This window comes from Xylanibacillus composti, assembly GCF_018403685.1.
In the GTDB taxonomy this organism is placed as follows: Bacteria; Bacillota; Bacilli; order Paenibacillales; family K13; genus Xylanibacillus; species Xylanibacillus composti.
On sequence record NZ_BOVK01000096.1, the window covers coordinates 1 to 21,957 of the forward strand.

The 21,957-nt window shown below is 42.7% G+C and carries 15 protein-coding genes; 13 read left to right on the forward strand and 2 right to left on the reverse strand.

Features of this window, described 5'->3' with window-relative positions:
- From XYCOK13_RS21320 to XYCOK13_RS21370, 11 genes are all read left to right on the forward strand, one after another.
- Positions 1–1,158 (forward strand): hypothetical protein (locus XYCOK13_RS21320; protein WP_213414271.1); only part of this gene is annotated, 1,158 nt, incomplete at its 5' end.
- 27 nt (positions 1,159–1,185) lie between these two features.
- Positions 1,186–2,499 carry a lysine N(6)-hydroxylase/L-ornithine N(5)-oxygenase family protein gene (locus tag XYCOK13_RS21325; protein WP_213414272.1) on the forward strand — a complete coding sequence of 438 codons (1,314 nt, stop codon included), beginning with the start codon at positions 1,186–1,188 and terminating at the stop codon, positions 2,497–2,499.
- 53 nt (positions 2,500–2,552) lie between these two features.
- Positions 2,553–2,849, forward strand: a complete 297-nt coding sequence (locus XYCOK13_RS21330) for a cupin domain-containing protein (protein WP_213414273.1) — start codon at positions 2,553–2,555, stop codon at positions 2,847–2,849.
- A 2-nt stretch (positions 2,850–2,851) separates the two neighbouring features.
- Positions 2,852–4,426, forward strand: a complete 1,575-nt coding sequence (locus XYCOK13_RS21335) for a class I tRNA ligase family protein (protein WP_213414274.1) — start codon at positions 2,852–2,854, stop codon at positions 4,424–4,426.
- A gap of 88 nt (positions 4,427–4,514) precedes the next feature.
- Positions 4,515–9,503 carry a non-ribosomal peptide synthetase gene (locus XYCOK13_RS21340; RefSeq protein ID WP_213414275.1) on the forward strand — a complete coding sequence of 1,663 codons (4,989 nt, stop codon included), beginning with the start codon at positions 4,515–4,517 and terminating at the stop codon, positions 9,501–9,503.
- Positions 9,504–9,532: 29 nt separating this feature from the next.
- Positions 9,533–11,281: an ABC transporter ATP-binding protein gene (locus XYCOK13_RS21345; RefSeq protein ID WP_213414276.1), complete on the forward strand. Its 1,749-nt coding sequence runs from the start codon at positions 9,533–9,535 to the stop codon at positions 11,279–11,281.
- Positions 11,282–11,284: 3 nt separating this feature from the next.
- Positions 11,285–13,030: an ABC transporter ATP-binding protein gene (locus tag XYCOK13_RS21350; protein ID WP_213414277.1), complete on the forward strand. Its 1,746-nt coding sequence runs from the start codon at positions 11,285–11,287 to the stop codon at positions 13,028–13,030.
- Between the two features lie 22 nt (positions 13,031–13,052).
- Positions 13,053–14,327 carry an APC family permease gene (locus XYCOK13_RS21355; protein WP_213414278.1) on the forward strand — a complete coding sequence of 425 codons (1,275 nt, stop codon included), beginning with the start codon at positions 13,053–13,055 and terminating at the stop codon, positions 14,325–14,327.
- The gene (locus tag XYCOK13_RS21360; RefSeq protein WP_213414279.1) at positions 14,308–15,381 is read left to right on the forward strand and encodes an NAD(P)/FAD-dependent oxidoreductase; all 1,074 of its coding nucleotides are present in this window, start codon (positions 14,308–14,310) and stop codon (positions 15,379–15,381) included. Before XYCOK13_RS21355 ends, XYCOK13_RS21360 begins: the two co-directional genes overlap by 20 nt.
- A gap of 27 nt (positions 15,382–15,408) precedes the next feature.
- Positions 15,409–15,879: a GNAT family N-acetyltransferase gene (locus tag XYCOK13_RS21365; protein WP_244865299.1), complete on the forward strand. Its 471-nt coding sequence runs from the start codon at positions 15,409–15,411 to the stop codon at positions 15,877–15,879.
- A 311-nt stretch (positions 15,880–16,190) separates the two neighbouring features.
- Complete coding sequence (locus tag XYCOK13_RS21370; protein ID WP_213414280.1) at positions 16,191–16,409, forward strand: hypothetical protein; 219 nt, start codon at positions 16,191–16,193, stop codon at positions 16,407–16,409.
- Here XYCOK13_RS21370 and lepB read toward each other — a convergent pair.
- Positions 16,406–16,873: a signal peptidase I gene (gene lepB, locus XYCOK13_RS21375; protein WP_308443037.1), complete on the reverse strand. Its 468-nt coding sequence runs from the start codon at positions 16,871–16,873 to the stop codon at positions 16,406–16,408. The genes XYCOK13_RS21370 and lepB overlap by 4 nt on opposite strands.
- Before the next feature lie 260 nt (positions 16,874–17,133).
- On the opposite strand from lepB, the gene XYCOK13_RS21380 reads away from it, so the two are divergent.
- Both XYCOK13_RS21380 and XYCOK13_RS21385 read left to right on the forward strand, forming a co-directional pair.
- On the forward strand, positions 17,134–18,468 hold the full coding sequence (locus XYCOK13_RS21380; RefSeq protein WP_213414282.1) for a copper amine oxidase N-terminal domain-containing protein: 1,335 nt from the start codon (positions 17,134–17,136) through the stop codon (positions 18,466–18,468).
- 177 nt (positions 18,469–18,645) lie between these two features.
- Positions 18,646–21,009, forward strand: coding sequence for a stalk domain-containing protein (locus XYCOK13_RS21385; protein ID WP_213414283.1), 2,364 nt, complete (start codon positions 18,646–18,648; stop codon positions 21,007–21,009).
- Between the two features lie 62 nt (positions 21,010–21,071).
- Here the strand turns inward: XYCOK13_RS21385 and XYCOK13_RS21390 are convergent, their stop codons facing one another.
- Entirely contained in the window at positions 21,072–21,617 is a 546-nt protein-coding gene (locus tag XYCOK13_RS21390; protein ID WP_213414284.1) for a hypothetical protein, read from the reverse strand.
- Positions 21,618–21,957 lie beyond the last annotated feature (340 nt).

Genomic DNA, 21,957 nt, shown 5'->3' on the forward strand with positions numbered 1-21,957 from the left:
TTATCACGGAATAGTAACAAGGGATGGGTATATATCATTGACAAATATATAGTCATAGTTTATTCTAAAGGGGTTTCCATTATTTTGATTTTTCTGAATTTTAGGGGTGAATTTGTGTCTAAGAGAATACTTATCGAGAAAGAACCCAAAATCCGCGGGTATCTTCATCATGCTTTTCCATTGTCTTCAATGGCCAGCCATCCTTCTTTTTTACCTTGGTTTTATAGTAATTATATTCAGCTTTTTTGTTATAAGGATTTAATTGGGGATGCTTGTCCATTAAATTTCTACCGGTATCATGATTGGAATTATTATCCTCTATTAGACAACCAATATCTGAAAAGAGACTTATTGCTTGATACAAGCGTTACAGATTTTATTAAACATGCAATAGAGTCGGATTATTGTATTTATACTATTGCGAACGAGTATTACATTCCGGGAAGTGAACCTTATCAAAAATATGACTTTGATCACTGTATTATGATTTATGGTTATGATAGCGTTCAGAAAAAATTTCATTCGATAAATTTCAATGATAACTGGGAGTATTCGGATTTTGACATAAGCTTTGAACAATTCGAAAAGGCAATTCATCATGTTGGTACAAAGCTTTCTTATGCCAAACAAATCAGAATGTTCAAACCCGATCTAAATGTCCAATTTAATTTTAACTTGAATTTCGTCATTGATATGCTGCAGGACTATCTCAACTCCTGCAATCGTTCAGACCGATTTTCAGTATACGCTACGGATTCAAGATTAATCTTTGGCATTCAAGTTTACGATGAATTTTTCCGATATGTAGAAAAACTGCTGAATCGGAAAGTGGAGAGTGATATACGTCCCTTCCATATCATTTGGGAACACAAAAAAGTAATGTTAGAAAGAATAGCATTTATCAAGGGCCAAATGAATTTAACAGCGAGTCAGTTAACGGAAATTCAAATTATCGAAGAAGCATATAAGTTGGTAGAGGAAGTAGCCAATACCATTCGTATCAAGATGCTTAAGTATTTGCTTACTAACCGCGATTCCTATTTGCAAGGCATGTTGGATGAGATCAAGGATTTGAAGAATAAAGAGATTCCATTGATTGAAAAATTGATTGAATTTTTAGAAAAATCAAATACCGAAATGAAATCAGGAATTGTATAAAATTATAACGTTAGAGAGGGAATCGGGATGCAGCGAAAAAAAACGGTGGGTATTGGCCTAGGTCCATCAAATTTGGCATTAGCGATAGCATTGGTAGAGAAAGTAGAACCAAACGACTGCATGGATTGGGTGTTCCTTGAAAAAAACGAGAATATATGTTGGCATCCAGATATGCTGCTCGAAGGTTCACGATTGCAGATTTCATTTTTGAAGGATTTGGTGACTCTAAGGAATCCGACGAGTCCGTTTACTTTTCTCAATTATTTGAAATGCAAAGGGCGCCTAAATGAATTCATCAATCTTGGTAGGTTTTGTACAGAAAGAGTCGAGTTTACCGATTATTTAACATGGATTCATTCGCAACTGCCCGATGAGTTAAGCGTACTTAACTCAACAGTAAAAGAAGTAACCCCGGTTTTTGAGGATGACAGCAGTATACGTGAACTGGATGTAGTCTATCTGGATAATGCGAGAGAAGTGGAAGTCCGAATCCGAACAAATACGGTGATTGTTGCCATCGGGGGCAATCCCTCCATTCCTAACGTGTTTAAATCTCATATTGGAGATCGGGTATTCCATTCGAGCCAATTTTTATCTCGTTTAAACAGTCACAAGAATCGGAAAAGTAAACAGAGAATCGGTGTTGTAGGATCGGGTCAAAGTGCCGTCGAAATTATTAAACATTTGTACGAAACGATACCCGATTGCGAAATTCATTCGATTTTTAGAAAATCGGCATTCAAACCGGCTGACAACAGTCCATTTGTTAACGAAGTGTTCTTCCCGGAAGAGACGGACTTTATGTTTAATTTGCAAGAAGACAAGAAGCGTATGGAAGTCTTGAAAGAATATTGGCAGACTAACTATTCTGCAGTTGAGTTGGATTTGTTGGAGAGTGTATACAACAAGATCTATATAGATCGGGTTAAAGGAATTAGACAAATAAATATTCATAATTTTTCGAATATTGAAGCGTTGGCCGAAGATAGAGATGGACAGTATTTGCTTACACTCAAACATGTACTGACTGAAACGCTCTCCGAATTGAAGTTAGATATGATTATTTTGGCGACGGGTTATGACAGGCAAACCCTGCCGGAATTTCTGGAGCCTGTTCTGCCATACATGCAATTTGAAAGAAGCAGAATCTCCATTAATCGTGATTATTCCGTAAATATGGAGGAATGCTTTAAGCCGCGAATTTACATTCAAGGTATGTCACAATCAACCCATGGGATTTCGGATACATTATTAAGCGTTCTGCCCATCAGGGCTCAAGAAATTTTGGAGTCCGTTATGATGCACCAACATGTAAATAATGATGAAAAGGTTGTGGTTTAATGTATATACAACCCATAACGCCGGAACAGATCACGAGGGAATATGGGATCCAAATGAGGAGAGTCTATCAGGTTGATTCCGGTCCTATTCATTCTCCTTTTGGCTCTGCATGGGGGTTTATCGAAGCAGGGGGTGCCTCCACTCCCCATACCCATACAGAAGAAGAAACCTTCTATATTGTTGAGGGACAAGGATTAATGATCATTGAGTCGGAAGAAAGAGAAGTGCAAAAAGGAGACGTTATCTATATTCCGGCAGATCATAATCACGTCCTTCGGAATATTGGTAACGATACACTTACTTTTATTACGGTTTGGTGGGAAGCAAGCACAGTCAGAAAGGGACGATAGTGGTGGCAATTCAAAGAATACTGGTTACAGCGACTCCTCCTACTACGAATGGAGATCTGCATTTGGGTCACCTATCGGGGCCTTATCTGGGGGCGGACGTTTTTACAAGAGCGCAACGAATGATGGGAAATGAGGTTTTGTTTATTAGTAGCACGGATGATAACCAGAGCTACTTGATGACTAAGGCTATGCAGGAAAATCGCCCCCCTCTGGATGTAATTCGTGATTACTCGGTGAAAATTAAAAAATCACTTCAACTTGCACAAATTGAAATGGACAGCTTTACAAGCCCCTTAACGGATGCGCATATCTCCAGAGTGCAGAAGCTGTTCTTGGAACTATTCCACAAAGGCAAACTGCAAGTTGCAGAGATTGCAACATGTTATTGTGAGACATGTGCCCGATTTTTGTTCGAGGCCTACGTCAAAGGGGAATGTCCCACATGCGGCCAAAGCTCAGGAGGGCAATGTTGTGAGGAATGTGGCCATCCTAACGATCCTCTGCAAATGAAAAATGCCAGATGTACCATTTGCCAATCTGAACCGATAGTGAAAAATGCGGAAGCTATTCTATTTCCGATTGAACCGTACCGTAACGAACTGGAAACTTACTATAAAGAAAACTCATATAAATGGCGTCCGCATTTGTCCAAGTTTTTCCGTGAGTTGCTTGACTATCCCGTATTGCCTGCATTTCAAGTTACGAACCATTCCAATTGGGGGATTCCCGTTCCTCTCGAGGGTTTTGAAGGGCAAGTAATTAATGTTTGGTTCGAGATGCTGCCAGGACATATGGAAACAACCTCCGTATGGGCTGGGCGCCGCGAAGAGGAAGTTGACGCATGGTGGGGGAAGGAAAGCTCCGCCAGCCTGGTACAGTTCTTTGGCTTCGATAACAGCATTTATTATACCGTTTATCATACAGCCATATTAATTGCACACGGCAATTATCAGCTTGCAGATGCCTTCATCAACAATGAATTTTATTTATTGGATCATCTCAAATTTTCTACCAGCCGTAAACATGCGATATGGGGAAGTGAATTTTTTAATGAGAAAAACAGTGACTGGCTTCGATTACACTTGTGTTTGACAGCCCCGGAACTGTCACAGACCAATTTTTCTGTGAATGAATTCAATCAAACATTGACAAGTGATGCCATTCATCACTGGAAAACGATAACAAAAGTCGGTATTTCGATGATCTTTCAAGAAGCAATGCTTGAACCTATGCCTTCATCGGCCATAAAACAATGGCTGGATGCTTATGAGGGCTTATTCCTGAAGCACTACAGCAAGGACCATTTCTCTCTTAGGGGAGCTGCTGAAAGCTTGATTGGTTTCTTGAAAGAAGGAGCAGATTATATTCAAAACAGCTCTGCGTCTGATGCTTATGCCATCCTTAGAGGTCTCTGCATATTTTCATTGCCGTTAACGCCTGACATAGGCAGCAAGCTATTGTCCATTGTATATAGCAAAGATGGAGCAGCCAGTTGGGATTTGTATCCGCAAGAGTCTCTATGTTCCAAGGATTACAACCTTGTTGCAGCACTGAACAGCTCATTCCCTGAATTTTGAGTTAGTATGTTGAGTATAAAAAAATTAAAAATGAGGCTGGGGTTGAAAGATGCATACGGAAGATGTCGGTACTCTGGGAGAACAACAAATGGAAGAAGTGTCGGATGAGATTCGAAAGCAGTTATTATTTGAATATAACTGTACGGATCGAGCGTTTTCGATCGAGCACCCTATTTCCTATTGGATTGATAGAAATGTCAATGAAAAAGCTGATGCCATAGCGGCCATTTATGAAGATACAAGGCTTTCCTATAAAGAATTGAATGAGAAATCGGACTATTTAGCGGCTAATCTACAAGCTCGGGGGATAGCCTGTGGTTCATTTGTTCCGATTGTCATGAATAAGGGGTTGGATCTGCTCGTTTCTATGCTGGCAGTCATCAAAACAGGCGCCGCTTATGTACCGATTGATCCCGGTTGGCCGCTGGAACGTATCCGATATGTTCTTGATGACGTGGGCAGCACTTGTATATTGGTAGATACTGAATGCAAGAATTATGTAGAAAAAAACTACTATTTGGTTGAGCATGCGTTTCTGGAAAAATCCTCTATCAAGCAAGAGGTCGCTATACCATTGGATTCACCGCTTTACGTAATGTATACTTCAGGTTCTACAGGAAAGCCGAAAGGTGCCATCGTAACGCATCGGGGCATCCTTAATCGATTAGCATGGATGACCGACACCTTAGGGACAGCAGCGGCACACACCATTTTGCAACTGTCCAATCACACGTTTGACAGCTCCGTGTGGCAATTTTTTTGGCCGTTGATACATGGCGGGAAGACGGTCATTGTTCCTGGGAAGATGGAGAAAACGGCTTATAATATCTTGTCATATATAGAAACTTACAATATTGAACTTGTCCATTTCGTTCCTTCATTATTCGATTTAATCGTAGAGCAGTTGCATCTTGACAAAAGCTTGTTGCAGAAAGTGACTGCAGTGAAATATGTATGGATTGGCGGGGAGAAGCTGTCGCCGAAAACAGTCAGACAGTTTCAAGAGCTGCTTCCAAAAGTTCAGCTTTCCAATCATTACGGGCCCACTGAGACTAGTATTGCTTGTCTGTATTATCCTATACAGAACATCCCTCAGGGGGACATACCGATTGGTAAGCCTATTTCTAATGTGAAAATTGTTTTGCTTGATGAGAATCGCAAACTCGTGCCCTTAGGATCTCCAGGGGAAATTTATATTGGCGGAGCCGGAGTAGGACTCGGTTATTTGCATGATGAACAGAAAACAGCTGATGCGTTCATAGATAATCCTTATAAGGAGCTTGGGTGCAGCAAGCTCTATAAATCGGGTGACTTAGGGCGTTATTTGCCTGACGGCAATATTCAATTCTTGGGCAGAATAGATTTTCAAGTTAAAATTAGAGGGTTTCGGGTAGAATTGCATGAAATAGAGAACCAACTTTCCTCTCATCCAGGAATTCAGCAAGTGATCGTAACAACTAAATCGAATAAATATAACGAGAACTATTTAATCGCTTATTATCGGTCAGAGGGGCCGATACATTCGTCAAGCTTGAAGAGTTATTTGCAACAGTATTTGCCTGAATATATGGTGCCCACACACTATGTGCAATTAGAGTTTTTTCCGCTGCTTTCTAATGGCAAAGTGAATTTACAAGCACTTCCTAGTCCACGGGAAACTTTCGATGCAGTCGACGATGCTCCGGCAAATGAAACAGAAAAAAAGCTGCTTGCAATATGGAAGGATATTTTGGATGTGAGGCAGATGGGCAGAACTAGCAATTTTTTTGAGCTGGGCTGCAATTCCTTGAAAGCTGCCCGTTTCAACACATTAGCGTTTAAAATTTTCGGGGTTCAAGTATCACTGAGCGACATATTTGCACATCAGACGATAGAATTGCTGTCTGCATATATAGAGCGGCAGCATTCGCAAAGCTACGAATCGATTTCGCCTCAGCATCATAACGGTCCTGTCCCGGCAACATCTGCACAGAAACGGCTGTATATATTGAACCGGACATTTGGCCCTAATATTGCGTACAACATCCCTGGCGTTATGGTCATTGAGGGAGAGTTGGATTCAGCCAAACTAGAAGTTGCCCTGCAACAATTGGTGAATAGGCATGAATCGTTAAGAACGACATTTTCTTGGGTCGAAGACGAACCCATTCAAGTCATCCATCCTCATTTTTCCGTTGCGATTGAATATAGGCAAGAAACGACCGAAGCACCAGAGGATGTTGTCAAGAGCTTCATTCGGCCATTTGATTTGGCAAGAGGCCCGTTATTTCGAGTAGGACTTATGGCCTTGCAGAAGGAAAACACTTATTTATTTATGTACGATGTTCATCATATCGTGGCAGATGCCATATCAGTGAGCATTCTGTTGCAGGAACTGTTCATGTTCTACAATAACGAGACCGTACCGGAAATCAAGGTTCAATATAAGGATTATGCAATTTGGAACAATCAGAGGAGCAGAGAGTGGCTTAAGCACGAAGAATACTGGTTAAACCAGTTCGAAGGCGAGCTCCCCGTCATGGATTTGCCTATTGATTTGTCAAGAACGGAGATGCTTACTTTTGAAGGTACAAGAGAGAAGGTTTATTTAGACGAAGACGTGAACCTTCGTCTAGTACAGTTTTGCCGGGAGACGAACACGACTAAATATATGGTTTTACTAGCTGTATATTCCATTATGCTAATGAAATATACAAAACAAGAGGATGTCATCGTAGGTACGCCGATGGCGGGAAGAAATCACGCGGATATAGAGCACATGATTGGGATGTTTATTAACACACTTGCCATTCGATCTAAGCCCTCAAAGCATAAAAGATTTGCAGAGTTCTTATCCGAAATAAAAGATATTGTTTTGGCAGCATTTGATCGGCAAGACTACCCGTTTGATCGTTTGGTTGACCGGTTGCAGCTGGAACGAGACGGCAATAGAAATCCTCTTTTTACTACTATGTTTGTATTGCAAAATATGGATCTGAAAGAAGTTATGCTGGTATCGCAGGGGATGCATATTTCTGAGAAGCAGCTCGGTGATTTGAAATTGCGGCCTTTTCCGTTCGAGCATGGAGCTTCGAAATTCGATTTGATGCTGGAGGCTGTCGAAAGAGATGGACGGATTGGTCTGAAGTTTGAATATAATCTTAATTTGTTTTACCAACAAACTATCAAACAATTTGCTGAAGGCTACGTTCATTTACTGCGAACTGTCTTAAACAGACCGGATATGATGCTTGCCCAGTTGTCAAGCGTAACCGAGCCAACTAGACGCCGCCTGCTTTCGGAATTCAATCATACATTAGTTGATTACCCAAAGGATGTGACAATCCATCAACTATTTGAAGAACAAGTGAAGAGGACCCCTGACAAAGTTGCGGTGATCTTCGGGAATCAAAGCATGACATACATGGAAATAAACGAAAAGTCTAACCAAATTGCTCATTGCATACGTGAACAGGGGATCGGTCCTAACCAACTAGTAGGCATGTTTATGGAGCGTTCGTTTGACATGGTAGTAGGGATATTGGCGATTCTTAAGGCGGGAGGCGCATATATACCTATTGATCCGGAATTACCGGAATCAAGGGTGTCTTATATTCTTAAGGATAGTAATGCTGGCGTGATTCTGACGCAACGCAAATATGTCTCTAAACTTAACGGGGACCAACATGTGCTTGTGTTGGATGAGTGGTCTGGTACGGATGACAGGAATGAGAAACAAAATTTAAGGCCGCTCAATAGTTCTTCAGATTTGGCCTATGTCATGTATACATCAGGTACAACAGGTAACCCAAAGGGGGTTATGATTGAGCATCACTCAGTCGTAAACCGCATCCACTGGATGCAAAGAACGTATCCGATCGGTACGGACGATACAGTAATGCAAAAAACTACCTATGTATTTGACGTATCGGTGTGGGAATTGTTCTGGTGGTTCTTTAACGGCTCTACACTCTACATGTTGCAGCCCGGATCAGAGAAGGATCCAGTTGAGATTACTCGCGCAGTGAAGGAGCACAATATCACTGTCATGCACTTTGTTCCTTCCATGTTTTCGCTTTTCCTTGAATATTTGGAGCGCGATAGCCGATCGGAGCTGTTAACATCTCTCAGATATGTCTTTACCAGCGGAGAAGCCCTGCTAATTCAGCATGTGCAGCGTTTTAAGGCTTTATCGTTGAGTCAAGCGCAACTTATTAATCTATATGGGCCTACAGAAGCGACGATCGATGTTACACATTTTCCTTGTAGGAGCGCCTCTGTAACAGGTTCGGTTCCAATCGGGCGTCCTATTGACAATATCCACATTTTTATTTTGGACGAGGACTTGCAGTTGCTGCCGATCGGAGTTCCGGGTGATTTGTGGATCGCAGGAGTTGGGGTCGCAAGAGGATATTTGAACTTGCCTGAATTGACCAACGAGCGGTTTATTCCTTGTCCTTTTCGTCCAGGTTGGATCATGTACCACTCTGGAGATATTGCACGATGGTTGCCGGATGGCAATCTGGATTACTTAGGTCGATCAGACAATCAAATTAAAATCCGTGGTTTGCGCATTGAAATGGATGAAATCGTACATACGGCCCTTCAGCATGGTGCTGTCCGGGAAGCTGTTGTACAAGTGAGCGGAGAACATGAAGAGAAAAAAATATATTTGTACTATGTTGGCGATGTAAATGTGGAGGACAAGCAAGTAAGAAGTTTTCTTCAACAAAAACTGCCCCATTATATGGTGCCGAGTTTTGTGATGCGTCTAGATCGAATCCCGCTTACGCATAACGGGAAAGTCGATCGAAAAAAACTTCCCGAGTTCCAGGCTTGTCAGGTGGAGGGTAGGGAGTCAGAGGAGCTGCAGCCCAGTGACACGATTGAGAAGGAACTATTGGAGTTGTGGAGAAAACTGCTTCGGAAGGATCAGATCGGCCTGTTAGACGACTTCTTTGATCTCGGGGGGAATTCTCTACTGGCAGTCAAACTGGAACTGGAGCTCGAATCGAAGGGATATCCGGTCGATCATATCGGAGTATTTCGTTATCGTACAATTAAGCAGTTTGCGGACTATTTTCGATCCAGGCAGTGAGTTGTGCGAAGGAGTGATGGGGGGAAGCGATGAAAGCGATTAAGGATACATCCGCATTGTACACATTTGTCCAATGGATCAGACCCTACCAGGGATGGATTTGGTTAAGCGTCCTCTTCTCCATCATCGTGGGTATTATTGATGTTTCACTGGCAATCTTGTCCAAGAATGTATTGGATACCGCATTTGAAAAGGAAGTGGATCAAGTTGTCCCCTTAGTCTATGCTATGTTGATAGCAATAACGGCGGGAGTCGCTTGCAAATTCTTAATCAAACTTTCTTCTATTCATTTCAGTGCATATGTAATCCGTGACATCAGAGCAAGACTGTTTCAGAAGTTTGTAAAAATGCCGATCTCTGTTGTAGAGAGCAAGCATTCTGGAAATCTTGGCTCGCATGTGAATAATGATACAGCGGTTATAGAGAATGTACTAGAAAACAAGTTTTACGAATACATTTATTATCCGCTTGTATTTGTTTGTGCGTTTATTTATTTGTTTCATATTAACTGGCAATTGTTATTGTTTAGTGTCATACTCATTCCTACTTCTTCCTTTTTAATTGGACGTTTAGCAAGGCCGATTGACCGAATGACTGCGGATATTCAATCCAGATTTGGACAGATCAATTCAAGTGTCCAGGAGACGGTGGGGGGAATAGCCGTAGTCAAGGCCTACAATTTGCAAAACATATTCATAAATAGATTTAGAAGTGTTTTGCATCATTTATTCCAGCAATCGATGAAAATCGAGCGTAGAAAAGCTTGGATGGAGCCAGTTAATACCCTGCAAATGTGGGGAACTTATTTTCTCTGCACCATAATTAGTGCATACATGGCAGCAGTTGGCGCCATTTCTGTAGGAGAACTGCTTGTTTTTTTGGTCTTGATCAATCAGGTCATCAATCCGATCTCGGCGTTGCCCCAGTTAATTAGTAATTTCAAAATGGTCTTGGCGGCGACAGAAAGAATAGAAGGTGTGCTGTCTCAAGAACAGGAAAGGACGGGAGGGACGGTTTATACAAATCTGAGGAACGAAGTCGCGATTCAGCTCAAACAAGTATCCTTCTCCTATGGCGCCGGGAAAAAAGTATTGGATCGAGTTGACTTGACTCTCGAAAAAGGCAAGACGTTGGCGATTGTAGGGCCAAGTGGAGCAGGGAAATCTTCCGTCTTCAATTTAATTTGCGGCTTATATGAACTGTCTTCCGGAAGCATTGAAATGTGGGGCAGAGATATGCGAGAGTTGGATATCGCGTTCATCCGATCGCAAATTTCAATCGTTTCCCAAGATACTTTTTTGTTTCCCGCATCCATTATGGATAATCTGAAATATGCCCGTTCGGATGCCACCCAGGAAGAGTTAATTGAGGCATCCAAGGCGGCACATGCCCATGAGTTCATCATGAGCCTTCCACAGGGCTACGACACTTTCTTAGAGGAACGAGGCTCAAATTTGTCCGGGGGGCAGAAGCAGCGACTTTCTATAGCCAGAGCATTTCTAAAGAATGCCCCTATCTTGCTGTTAGATGAACCGACCTCGGCATTGGACGCTCACTCCGAAGAGTCGATTCAAACGGCGTTGAGGGATATTTGCCGGGATCGTTCTACGATAATTATTGCACATCGCCTCTCCACAATAAAAGATGCAGATGAAATTATTGTCATGGATCAAGGAAGGATAATAGAGCGCGGTACCCATGAGGTCATGGTAAATAGGGCAGGGATCTATAGAGATCTTTATGCAGCAACGCGACCGTCCATGGGAAGGGGGATATAAATCATGAAGACACTTCGAACCAATTTGCACGAGTGCAGCGTCATGTTTCGTGCGATGGCAAAGAGAAGGTGGCTTTACGCAGTAGGAATATTAGGCGATGCCATGTCGCATGCCAGTCTTCCCATTATTGCTGCATTTGTTTATATTGACTCTTTCGAGGCGGCAGTGGCTAGAGATACCGATGCTATTTTGCATGCAACAATTTTATTCAGTATAAGTATTCTTATCGTATCCGTATTTGCATCCGTATGTAAGTATATGGCTATGTTTCAAGTGAAAAAGTGGATTCAAGAGATGCGCAGCAGAATGTACGGCCACGTAAGTCATCTGCCGATGTCCAGCTTCGAAGATAAGCATACCGGCGATTTCGTTTCGAGATTGACAACAGACCTTAACACGATGGAAGAACTTTTCCTGAATCAGTTCCGTTCTTTTGCCTATTTTGTAAGCTATAGCATTGGATCTATCGTTACGATGTTTCTGCTAGAGTGGAGAATTGCCATTGTGCTAGTTTTAATCACCGCAGTATCTTCCCTATTCATTACGCGCTTCGCTCACAGCCTGCGCCGATCGACTGATCGACTTCAGTCTCAAAAAGCGAAGCTGACGGAACGGACGATTGATTTGCTGTCTGGCTTAAGGGTAATCAAGATGTATCAAGCGGAGCAAGTGATTGTACATAAGAATCTCGAGGTCAATGAGGAGATTACCGTTACAAAAAAACAAATTGGCCGGAAGATAGCGCTAATGGACGGGATTAGCTATTTCATAAGCATCTTCAATTATTATGGCGTCATTCTAGCGGGGATATTTATGGTTATTACCGGGCACATTGGAATCGGTATTCTCATTGCATTCGCACAATTGCAGTTCAATATGGCCAATGCCTTTTTACAAATCAGCAACTTTGTTGTTGAAGTACAAGGAGGGCTTGCAGGGGCGGTTCGCGTGTTCGGTTTGCTTGAAATGGAAAGGGAACAACAAGACGACGGAAAAGCACTTCCTCAATCTACCGCCGTATCACAGAGTATGGTTGAGTGCAAACACGTCAATTTTTCGTATACTGCGAAGGCTCCTGCGCTACAAGATATCAATTTTAAGATCGAAAACGGGCAATTTGCCGCATTTGTAGGACCGAGTGGCGGGGGGAAATCTACGCTGATCAAATTGCTTCTTGGGTTTTACAAACAATTCGACGGAGAAATTCTCATAAATGGGGTGCCTCTTCGTCATTACTCGCTCGTTGAATTGCGAGAGATGATTGCATTTATCCCTCAGGACGCCTATATATTTGAGGGCAGCATCTATGAAAACATTCGATTTGGGAGTCCCAATGCGACCAGAGAACAGGTGGAGAGCGCTGCAAAAGCCGCGATTGCCCATGAGTTCATCCTTTCATTCCCGGAAGGATATGAAACCCAGGTGGGCGAACGTGGATCGAAGCTATCTGGAGGACAGAAACAACGTATCTCCATTGCCAGAGCATTCTTGAAGAATGCACCCATTGTCATACTTGATGAGGCAACCTCGGCTCTTGATTCAGATTCGGAGAGACTGATTCACGAATCATTAACTACACTTTCGAAAAATAGAACTATGGTTGTGATTGCTCACCGGCTATCCACGATTGAAAACGCAGACATCATTTATGTGTTGCAGGATGGGAAAATCGCTGAGTTTGGCACTCACCAAGAGCTTACTCAAGGCAAAGGGCTCTATTATGCGTTAAGAAATCAACGTATTTCATAATACATGGTGCGAGGTTAAGGCAATGATGGAGATTGATTCTGAAAAGAAATTGGGGACATGGGGACTTACTGCCTTTTATATCTCTTCTGTCGTAGGCGTAGGGATATTAGTTGTTCCGGGAATTGCCTACCAAATTGCGGGTCCGGCTTCATTGATTTCTTGGATTATTCTGATTCTCAGTTCTATTCCTCTTGCCTTCCTTTTCGCTAGAATTTCCATGCTGTACCCAAACAGCGGAGGGTTAATTCATTATATTCGATTAATGTTCGGCAAGCGGATTGGAGATGCCTCAGGATTTTTGCTCTTGATTACGATGATTGCTGGAAATCCGATTATGGGCATTGCATCAGCCAGATATTTGCTGCATCTGTGGCAACTACCAGCTACAAATGGCATGGTGCTAGCCGTTGGTTTTGGCTTTATGTTCCTGTCAGTGCTTTTCAATCTGCTTCATATCAAAACAGGCAGTCGCGTTCAGTTGGGCATTCTGGCCGCATTGATTGCAGGACTATTGGCGACTGTCTTCATTGCAGTACCACATTTTCAGCTTGAAAATCTAACTCCTTTTGCGCCAAATGGGTATTTTTCAATCGGAGCAGCCATGGTCGTTTGTTTCTATTCATTTTTAGGCTGGGAGAATGTCTCCACAATCGCGGAAGAAGTCAAGCATCCAAAGCGCACCTATAAAAAAGCAGTATTGCTTGCCGTAGGCTTGGTAGGCATCCTATATCTGGCACTTACGACTTCGGTAATTATGGTGCTCTCTTATGGGAAGTCTGACGAATACTCGCTTGTCCTCGCAAGTCTGCTAAGTGAAATCAGCACGCCAAACGCGACTTATATGGGTACAATTGCAGCCATAATTTTGATGGTATTATGTACGAATGCATGGGTGCTTGGGGCTTCGAGACTTGTGACAGCTCTTTCTAGAGATGGTGTTATACCGGCCGTATTTACCAAAGTCTCACGGACTACGAATGCTCCATACTTATCATTATTTTTGCTGCTAGCCTTTTATGGGCTTGTTTTGCTGCTGCTGTATTTTGGAACAGGGACGGAGAAGGAGTTGATTTTATTCGCTAACAGCAGTTTTATTCTTGTGTATGTAATCACATTTCTTGCAACTTATCGCAACTTAAACGCGGGGTTGTATCGGATATATTCTCTCATATCCATCATATTTTGCGTGATATCCATGTTTTTTATAGGCTGGATGATTGTGATATCTGCATTGTTTATGGCTATGTATATCTTGTATCATAGGAGAAAAACAAAACATGGAGAAAAAGTGGTTTGATGCCGTCATTGTTGGGGGAGGAGTAATAGGCGCCTCCATTTTTGCGCAGTTGATTGAATCTGGTATGACATCTGTCGCATTAATTGAGAAGTCTAGCTTTGCCCAAGGGTCTACTGGCAAGTCAGGCGGGATGCTGCGAACGTATCATCCAGATTCTTATTTAAGTGACCTGGCATTTGAGAGCATGCCTGTTTTTTTGAACTTTCGGGATTTGTATCGAGGGGAGTGCGGATATACGCAAACTGGTTTCGTCTTTTTGGAACCAGTGAACAGAGGAGAAGATGCCTTTAGGGAAGTAGCTAGAATCAATAGCAAGCTGCCAGTGCTTCAAATACTGGATCTAGACAAAGCTAAGCTGCCCATTCGATTCGAGAATGTAGGCGTTGCGATCTATGAGGAGCGTGGAGGATACGGTGATCCTGTTCAAACGACATTATCGTGGATCAAATACGGCCGTGAACAGGGAGGAATCGCCTACGAGGGAGTCGAAGTCAAGAATCTGATCGTACAGTCCGGGAAAGTCTCAGGGATAGAAACTTCTATCGGAAGAATGGAGTCGGATGTCGTTATTGTAGCGGCCGGAGCATGGAGCAAGATGCTCTTGGAGGGGCTCAGCTCGGAGGCGGATTGTATTCGTACCAAAGCGATACAAATGAATGCATACATCTGTCCCGAAGGCATAACAGGACCACCGCCGTTTATTGACAATACCACCCAATTATACAGCAGACCGGGTCCGGGCGGTATTATATCAATTGGAGCGCCTACGGACCAATGGGATATTCATCCTGATCAGCAGTATTCAGTTGATTCACTAGCCGTAGAATACGTAAAAAATCAGGCTGTAAAGAGATTAAGTTGGATGACAAGTGCAGCAGTTTCTGGGGGAAAACGCAGCTTTGATGCTTACACAGCGGATAATCGGGGAATTCTTTCAAGTTCCGATCAGGTCAAGGGTTTATTCATCTGTTCAGGTTGGAGCGGTGGAGGTTATAAAATCGCACCTGAAGTCGGTCGGTTGGTTAAAAATTCAGTAATTTCATATTTGTCATAAAAAGTGAGATGATCAGGGAGGATGAACATGCAAATGGCAACAATCACAGTTCAGCAGGCAACCATAGAGCAGTTGGATGAAATCGTATCGTTATTTAATGATTATCGTATCTTCTACGAGAAAACGTCAGATTTGGAAGGAGCAAGAGCATTTATAAAAGCGAAGTTTGTGAATCAAGAGTCTGTTATATTCCTTGCTTATCATGCTGTTGAAAATCAGGCCGTAGGTTTTGCGCAGCTATACCCGACATTTTCTTCGCTTTCGATGACGAAGGCTTGGATCTTGAATGACTTGTATGTGGCTAGTCGTTGCAGGCAGCAGGGAGTAGGAAGAAAGCTCCTGGAAGCTGCTCGCCGGTTCGCGGAAAGGACAGAGGCAAATTCACTATCCTTGTCCACTGCCAGGGATAACCAGACCGCTCAGAGGTTATACGAAAGCTTTGGATTTACTCAAGAAGATAAGTTTGTCCAATACAATTACGATATCAAGCTAATTTAGAATGGGTTAGGCCATGGGTTCTCCGCAATCGATAATATTCATAGTATTGAAGCCAAGGAAGACCTCTGGATCGGTCGAACCTAAAACGGTTCCTAGCTGCAGCGGGTTGTTATCCAATTAGCATGCAACTATCTGGATGGAAAAGGGAACGACCCGCAGATCATGCGATGCACAAGCAAGAAGCAAATGGGCGGATATGCCTGCTGATACAATGAAAAGGGAGCGGAATCAGATTCTTCTCCCTTCCTTCTATATTAAAGGCGTTCCTGCTCTTAAAAAGATGAATAAAACTTCCGGTGTAGGTTCACTGCTTGTATGGGGAGGAGTACGAAGCGCTCTTTGCTGCGTTCGGCGATATGGAGCTTGCGATCCTGGCGAAAATCGTGTTCTACGAAGAGCCGCGAAGCGATTCGCTTGATCTGCTGGGAACTCAGGAATGGGGAACCGAATATCCGATGGAATGGCAGAGGCAATTCGTCCGCTCCCTGCGCACAATGGCGCGGAAGCGGCTGCAAGCTGAAGATTCCTAGTTCCCCTTGTTTCGACTTTGGATCGATATCACTTTTCCTATGATCTGTTCCCTTGTGATGACCCCAAAGGTCCGGCTATCGAGGCTATGATTCAGATTGTCGCCTAGTACAAAGAACTCGTCTTTAGCCAGTGAAATCGGGTATGTCACATCTCCCCAGATGACAGACTCATACCTCTCTTCATGGATTGTAATAGAATCGCGGGTTGTTTTTTCTACGACATCTCCTTCCAAACCGACAACCCGTTTGACATATTCTTTGCCATCGACCACTAGTAAGATTAGATCCTCACGTTCGATTTCCAGATCGTGACTCGTGTCAACTACTATCCGATCCCCGTCATGAATAGTTGGGGCCATAGAAGGACCACTTGCAACAAAGCTTTTCGTCGTTGTGGGCGATATTCCTGAAGCTAGCAGGACCAGTGCCAAAATCATAGAGACGAAGATTTTCAATTCGTTCATCCTTTCTCAAGCAGGTATCCTGATTATACCATATCAATAGGTTTGTCATGGGATTATTCGAAGTTGCATCCCATAAGCAGGAAACTAATGGGGGAGATCGAATTAAAAATAGGGAATAACTTTCCATATACTGTTGAGGAAGTGTAATTAATTCCCTTGATGCCACCTCATACAATCATGGACAAGATGCAACAGGCCTTACTACAAATCTCATTACCTAAGCCTAGAAGACAGCAAAGAACATGAGGGGGAAGGAAAACATGAAAAACAAGATTCTACTTATCTTAACCGTTCTGGTACTCAGCTCGACACAATTCATAAGTTATTCTGCGTATGCCCAGCAGCCTAGTGGGATAACCGTCACTTTGGATGGGGAGAAGGTAGAGTTTGATCACGATCCGGTTGTGCAATCGGGCACGACAATGGTTCAGTTTGTACCGATCTTTCGTATGCTAGGCCTGCAATTCGACTGGGACCAAGCAAGTAAAACGGTAACAGGCTACAAGGATGAGTGGAAGGTCGAACTCACAGTGGGGGAAAGTGAAGCGTACATAAACGGGAAGGCCGTGGAACTATCCCAAGCACCGATTCTTTATAATAACAATACATTCGTTCCGCTACGTTTTATCGGGGAAGCATCTGGTAAAACGGTGTTGTGGAATAGTGACGAACAAACTGCAGAACTTGTTACGCCTTTAGCCCAATTGCTGTATGATACGATCATGCAGGACTCTCTCCATTTCGAATGGAACATGTTTCAAACAAGATTGAAGGAACCCGCCCAGTATTTGGCACGATATGAAGACAGGTTATGGTTTGGTATTGAGACTGATCTAGGCATGTTACTTAAAATATATCATTTCGATGGTCAGGAGATTCAATTTATCCAATATTTCGCCACGGATGATCGATTTGTCCAGTCAGATTTAGCCCCAACTAGCGAGGAACTCATTTCAATATTTGCGGATAATTATGGCTCGCCCGAACTTGACGATTTTGGCGCCACCTGGCGGGGACCAGGGAACTACAAGTCCATTTCGGGAAATGAGGAACATATCAGTATTATATTTGGACCTGATTTAAGTCTACCGTTAGGGACAATGGTAGAAATGGAGCAGTTATTCGCTACAACGGATGGTACGGATTTTCGAAATATGAAGTGGGGCATGTCGCTGGAAGAAGTAAAGACAAATGAAGAAAACGCGTTTCTATTATTAGAGAAAAGCGATGAGCTGCTATATGAAATAACCGTAGAGCAGAAAAGTTATGCTTTGCAATATAAATTCAAAGAGAATCGATTGGTTGAGGGGCTCTATCTTGTCTCCGATTTGACGAATGATAATGTGGCGTACATGGAAGAATTTATCCAGTTGCGTGACTTGCTGACGGATATCTATGGCGAATCTCCGTTCAGCACGGCAGTTTGGACTAATGAAGAATATAAGTATCAGCCGGATAAGTGGGAGATAGCCGCGGAGAATGGAGATATGTCTATATTCAATCAGTGGGAAACGCCAACATCTTCGATTATTTTAGCGTTGCATGGTTCGGATTTAGCCATTGGTGTATGGGTTACTTTCCAGGAGAAAGAATAGTTTGTTTCATAGAAATGCCGCAAGTTATTAACTTGTGGCAATTTCCTTCCTGGGGTTAGAAGCGAGACCAAGGAGAATGTACTTGTTGAATCAATACGGATTAGGTAAAAGTTCATTGGACTTCATCGTTGGACGTGAGGAAATGCGCATAACACAAAATGGGAGGACGTCAGCTCAATGCAGATAAGCAAAAAGGTTTTATGCAGTCTTAGTATTTTACTGGGGTGGCTAGTTTTATTTATTCATATTCCATACGCTAATGCCGAAACTCAAGCATCTGTAGGGATAACGATAGAAGAGCGAAAAACGCCAGGGGCAGTAATGGAGTTTCTATCGAACGGGGAATTTTCGTGGAGGTGGAGCAACCATCATACATCCCCCACACGCATACTAACGGATGGCGAGGGAACCTATTATTATGCGGATTCCTGGAAGCTGTACGCAGTGGATCAATATGGCCAGCAGAAGTGGAGCACAGCACATGATGGGATTGTAGCAGGGCTAGCCAGAATCCCTAACGGGAATCTTATCGTGATGTACAAAGCTTACGATATTTCAACATATACAGGTGTAGAGTTCTTCAATGAACAAGGGGAATTAGTGCAAACAATTAATTATCTTGAAGATGTAAACTTTTCGCAATCCTCACTGGATGAAATGATCCGGCGAGAAACCTTGCTATTCGTACACGCTGAAGGCATTGCGGCTTATAATTTGAATGGTAAGCCATTATGGCTTTATCAGAATGATGCGCTAATAGAAATGACCGAGTATGGATTCTACAGCACAACTGTCACTCAACTGGAGTTTTCCGAGTACGGGGAAATTGTTGTAGCAACGGATAATGAATTTTTCCTGCTGGATGCGCAAGGGAATCTGATTAGGCAGGATGCGTATGACTGGGTCACCTTAAATGTAGGGGAGAAGACCTACGATGTAAAGCAGGCTGCGGATGGTTATTTTCTCTGGGGCCATACCCGTTTGGATCGGCAAGAAATGCTGCAAACCTTAGCGGAATTGCCTGAGTCGGATGCGAGCGCGAATCTTCATGTGACCTGCGCGCAACAAAGCTATACGATTCGAAATGGACAAGCTGTGGTCGCACGTGATGCAAATAACAAGGAGCTATGGTACACAGAGAGGATGCCTGTCACCTGGATCAATGGCTTGCATTGTAATAAGGATGGAGATGTATTCATCACTACTTTTACCGGGGATATACGAGCATGGAATTCTGAAGGGAATGAGTTGTTCCATATTTCTATGAATAATCCAGAGTGGTTAGCGTTCACAGATTCTATGATGACAGAGGATGGCGGAATTTTAGTTAATTTTGAAGGGCTTGGATTGTTTTCGATAGAGAAAAAATCATTAGGAGTTACATTGAACGGGGAACGACTGCATTTTGAACAGCCTCCTCTTGTTTTGGATGGCACAACCATGGTGCCGTTCCGCTCGTTATTCGAACAGATGGGGCTGACAGTGCAATGGGATGCAACCAAACAAGCCGTCATTGGAAGCAAAGAGGGAGTTGAGATTTACATTAAGGTTGGGGATACAGAAGCTAGAATAAATGGCGAGCTAAAGCCCCTAACAGTTGTTCCGCAACAGTTGAATGGAACTACTTATGTGCCGCTTCGTTTTGTCGGTGAAGCTACCGGGATGGAGGTCCGTTGGGACCAGGAAGATCGCATGATCGTTATGGGTGATCCGCAGAAGTTGGCTGTGGCAGCTGTGCGGCAGTTCATTCAACATATGAATCAAGCGGATAAAGTTCAAGCCAGTACTCTGTTTGTGAATGATAAGGTGTCTGTTGAAAAAGTAGTACCTGAACTTTTTTTCGAAGTTAGCGATGGATGGTTTAGGACAGGAATTACGGCACTGCGAGCGGAAGTAATAAATGAAGACAAAATTATGGTGTATACAGATGAGCAAAGCTGGCGTCCCTTTTATAGCACAGTGAAGGAAAATTGGTACGAGGTTCAACGAATGCCCGACGGAAAGTGGGGTATTTCGAATGTCAGCTTCAATCCACAGCCTGATAATCACGAACAAATTCACTATCTGACTTATGCTAAGCCTGAGCTAGGATTTCAATTTGATTATACAGATCAATGGATGGTTAATGAGTTTTCCACTGAACTGGGTTTCTTTATAACAATAACGGAGGAAATTATAGATCCTACTCAACCTCTGTTTTCCATGATAGGCGGAAATTGTCCTTGCACCAATATCTATGCAGATACTCAGGGATTTTTTGCTGAAGATAGACTGAAGCAATTAATGTCAACGAATGGGAATGTTGACGAAGTGACAATTCGTGAAACAGCGTTTAAAATGGGTGACTATGAAGCCATTCGTTATGAGACAAATGTAATCGATGCAGGAGATTTTCTGGCTCGGGCAGTACTTGATGTCATCTATACAGATGATATGGTTTATGCTATCGAATATTCCATATTCGAAGAAGCGGACGATATTCGCTTGCAGCGATGGAAAGAGATTATTGAAAAAACCGTTGATTCCATTGTCATTAACTGAGCGATAAGAAAGAGCATTTGGTTCAAAACCAAATGCTCTTTGTTTACATATCAAACGTGCTTTTAATGATGTAACATATAGAACTCTTCGATTTTACTCCCGATCTGAACTTTTTTGATATAAATATAGATATTTCCCGATTCTTCGTGCTGCCCTATTGAAATTTGTAAATACTCCATCTCTTTTTCCAATCTCCAAACATGCCCTGCCCACCGGCCTGTTAAGGTTTGTCCATCAGAGGGAACGATTTCGCTCTTGTAGGGCAATTCTCCGAATTCAGTAGTAATAGTGTTGTCCTTATAATTCAGGACCATCCTCTTTGCTATTCGAAAAGCTGCACCACTTAGCTCGGTTGAAGAATCCGATTTGTGCACATCGATTACCGTTTCTCCTATGGTCATTAATTTCCAATATTCGTCCACCCCAATAAAGAATTCGTATTCTTCTTCGGTAACACCCAATCTCTTATCATACGGTAAAGGTTTTCCAGGCCCCACTTGTTGCACCATGTCCAAGAACCACACTTGATTTATTGTAATAGCCAGTCTTATTTTGAAAGCTATTTCTTCAAATAGCTCGTACATTTCAATTGGAAGGGCAGGCGCCATGATTTCTGTCTGTTAATTTTTTTTTCCGTTAGTAGGTTCCTAATGAATTGAATAGCAGTATGCTCTTCCTGCCTGTTTTCCTTCAACGAACCATTAGCTAACGGTGAGATCGATACCGTAATCGTCTGTGTATCCTGATCATAGTGAATTGATGCTCCCAGGGCTTCTGCCACGAATCGTAAATTCATCAGCCCCATTTGATGACATTCATCTTAATACCTACCAACTGTAATTTGTTCGTCTCCAAGGGTTGTTTCGGATTTAGCCTTTTCATAAAAGTAAGTAGCATTATTTAATATGCCATCAAAGGTATAAAACTGATCAAGTCCAAATTTATGTG

Coding starts and splice junctions, on each gene's coding strand:
- XYCOK13_RS21350 (WP_213414277.1), top strand. CDS start 11,285: ATGAAGACACTTCGAACCAATTTGCACGAGTGCAGCGTCATGTTTCGT.
- XYCOK13_RS21385 (WP_213414283.1), top strand. CDS start 18,646: ATGCAGATAAGCAAAAAGGTTTTATGCAGTCTTAGTATTTTACTGGGG.
- lepB (WP_308443037.1), bottom strand. CDS start 16,873: ATGAACGAATTGAAAATCTTCGTCTCTATGATTTTGGCACTGGTCCTG.
- XYCOK13_RS21380 (WP_213414282.1), top strand. CDS start 17,134: ATGAAAAACAAGATTCTACTTATCTTAACCGTTCTGGTACTCAGCTCG.
- XYCOK13_RS21355 (WP_213414278.1), top strand. CDS start 13,053: ATGATGGAGATTGATTCTGAAAAGAAATTGGGGACATGGGGACTTACT.
- XYCOK13_RS21365 (WP_244865299.1), top strand. CDS start 15,409: ATGCAAATGGCAACAATCACAGTTCAGCAGGCAACCATAGAGCAGTTG.
- XYCOK13_RS21390 (WP_213414284.1), bottom strand. CDS start 21,617: ATGGCGCCTGCCCTTCCAATTGAAATGTACGAGCTATTTGAAGAAATA.
- XYCOK13_RS21330 (WP_213414273.1), top strand. CDS start 2,553: ATGAGGAGAGTCTATCAGGTTGATTCCGGTCCTATTCATTCTCCTTTT.
- XYCOK13_RS21325 (WP_213414272.1), top strand. CDS start 1,186: ATGCAGCGAAAAAAAACGGTGGGTATTGGCCTAGGTCCATCAAATTTG.
- XYCOK13_RS21345 (WP_213414276.1), top strand. CDS start 9,533: ATGAAAGCGATTAAGGATACATCCGCATTGTACACATTTGTCCAATGG.
- XYCOK13_RS21340 (WP_213414275.1), top strand. CDS start 4,515: ATGGAAGAAGTGTCGGATGAGATTCGAAAGCAGTTATTATTTGAATAT.
- XYCOK13_RS21360 (WP_213414279.1), top strand. CDS start 14,308: ATGGAGAAAAAGTGGTTTGATGCCGTCATTGTTGGGGGAGGAGTAATA.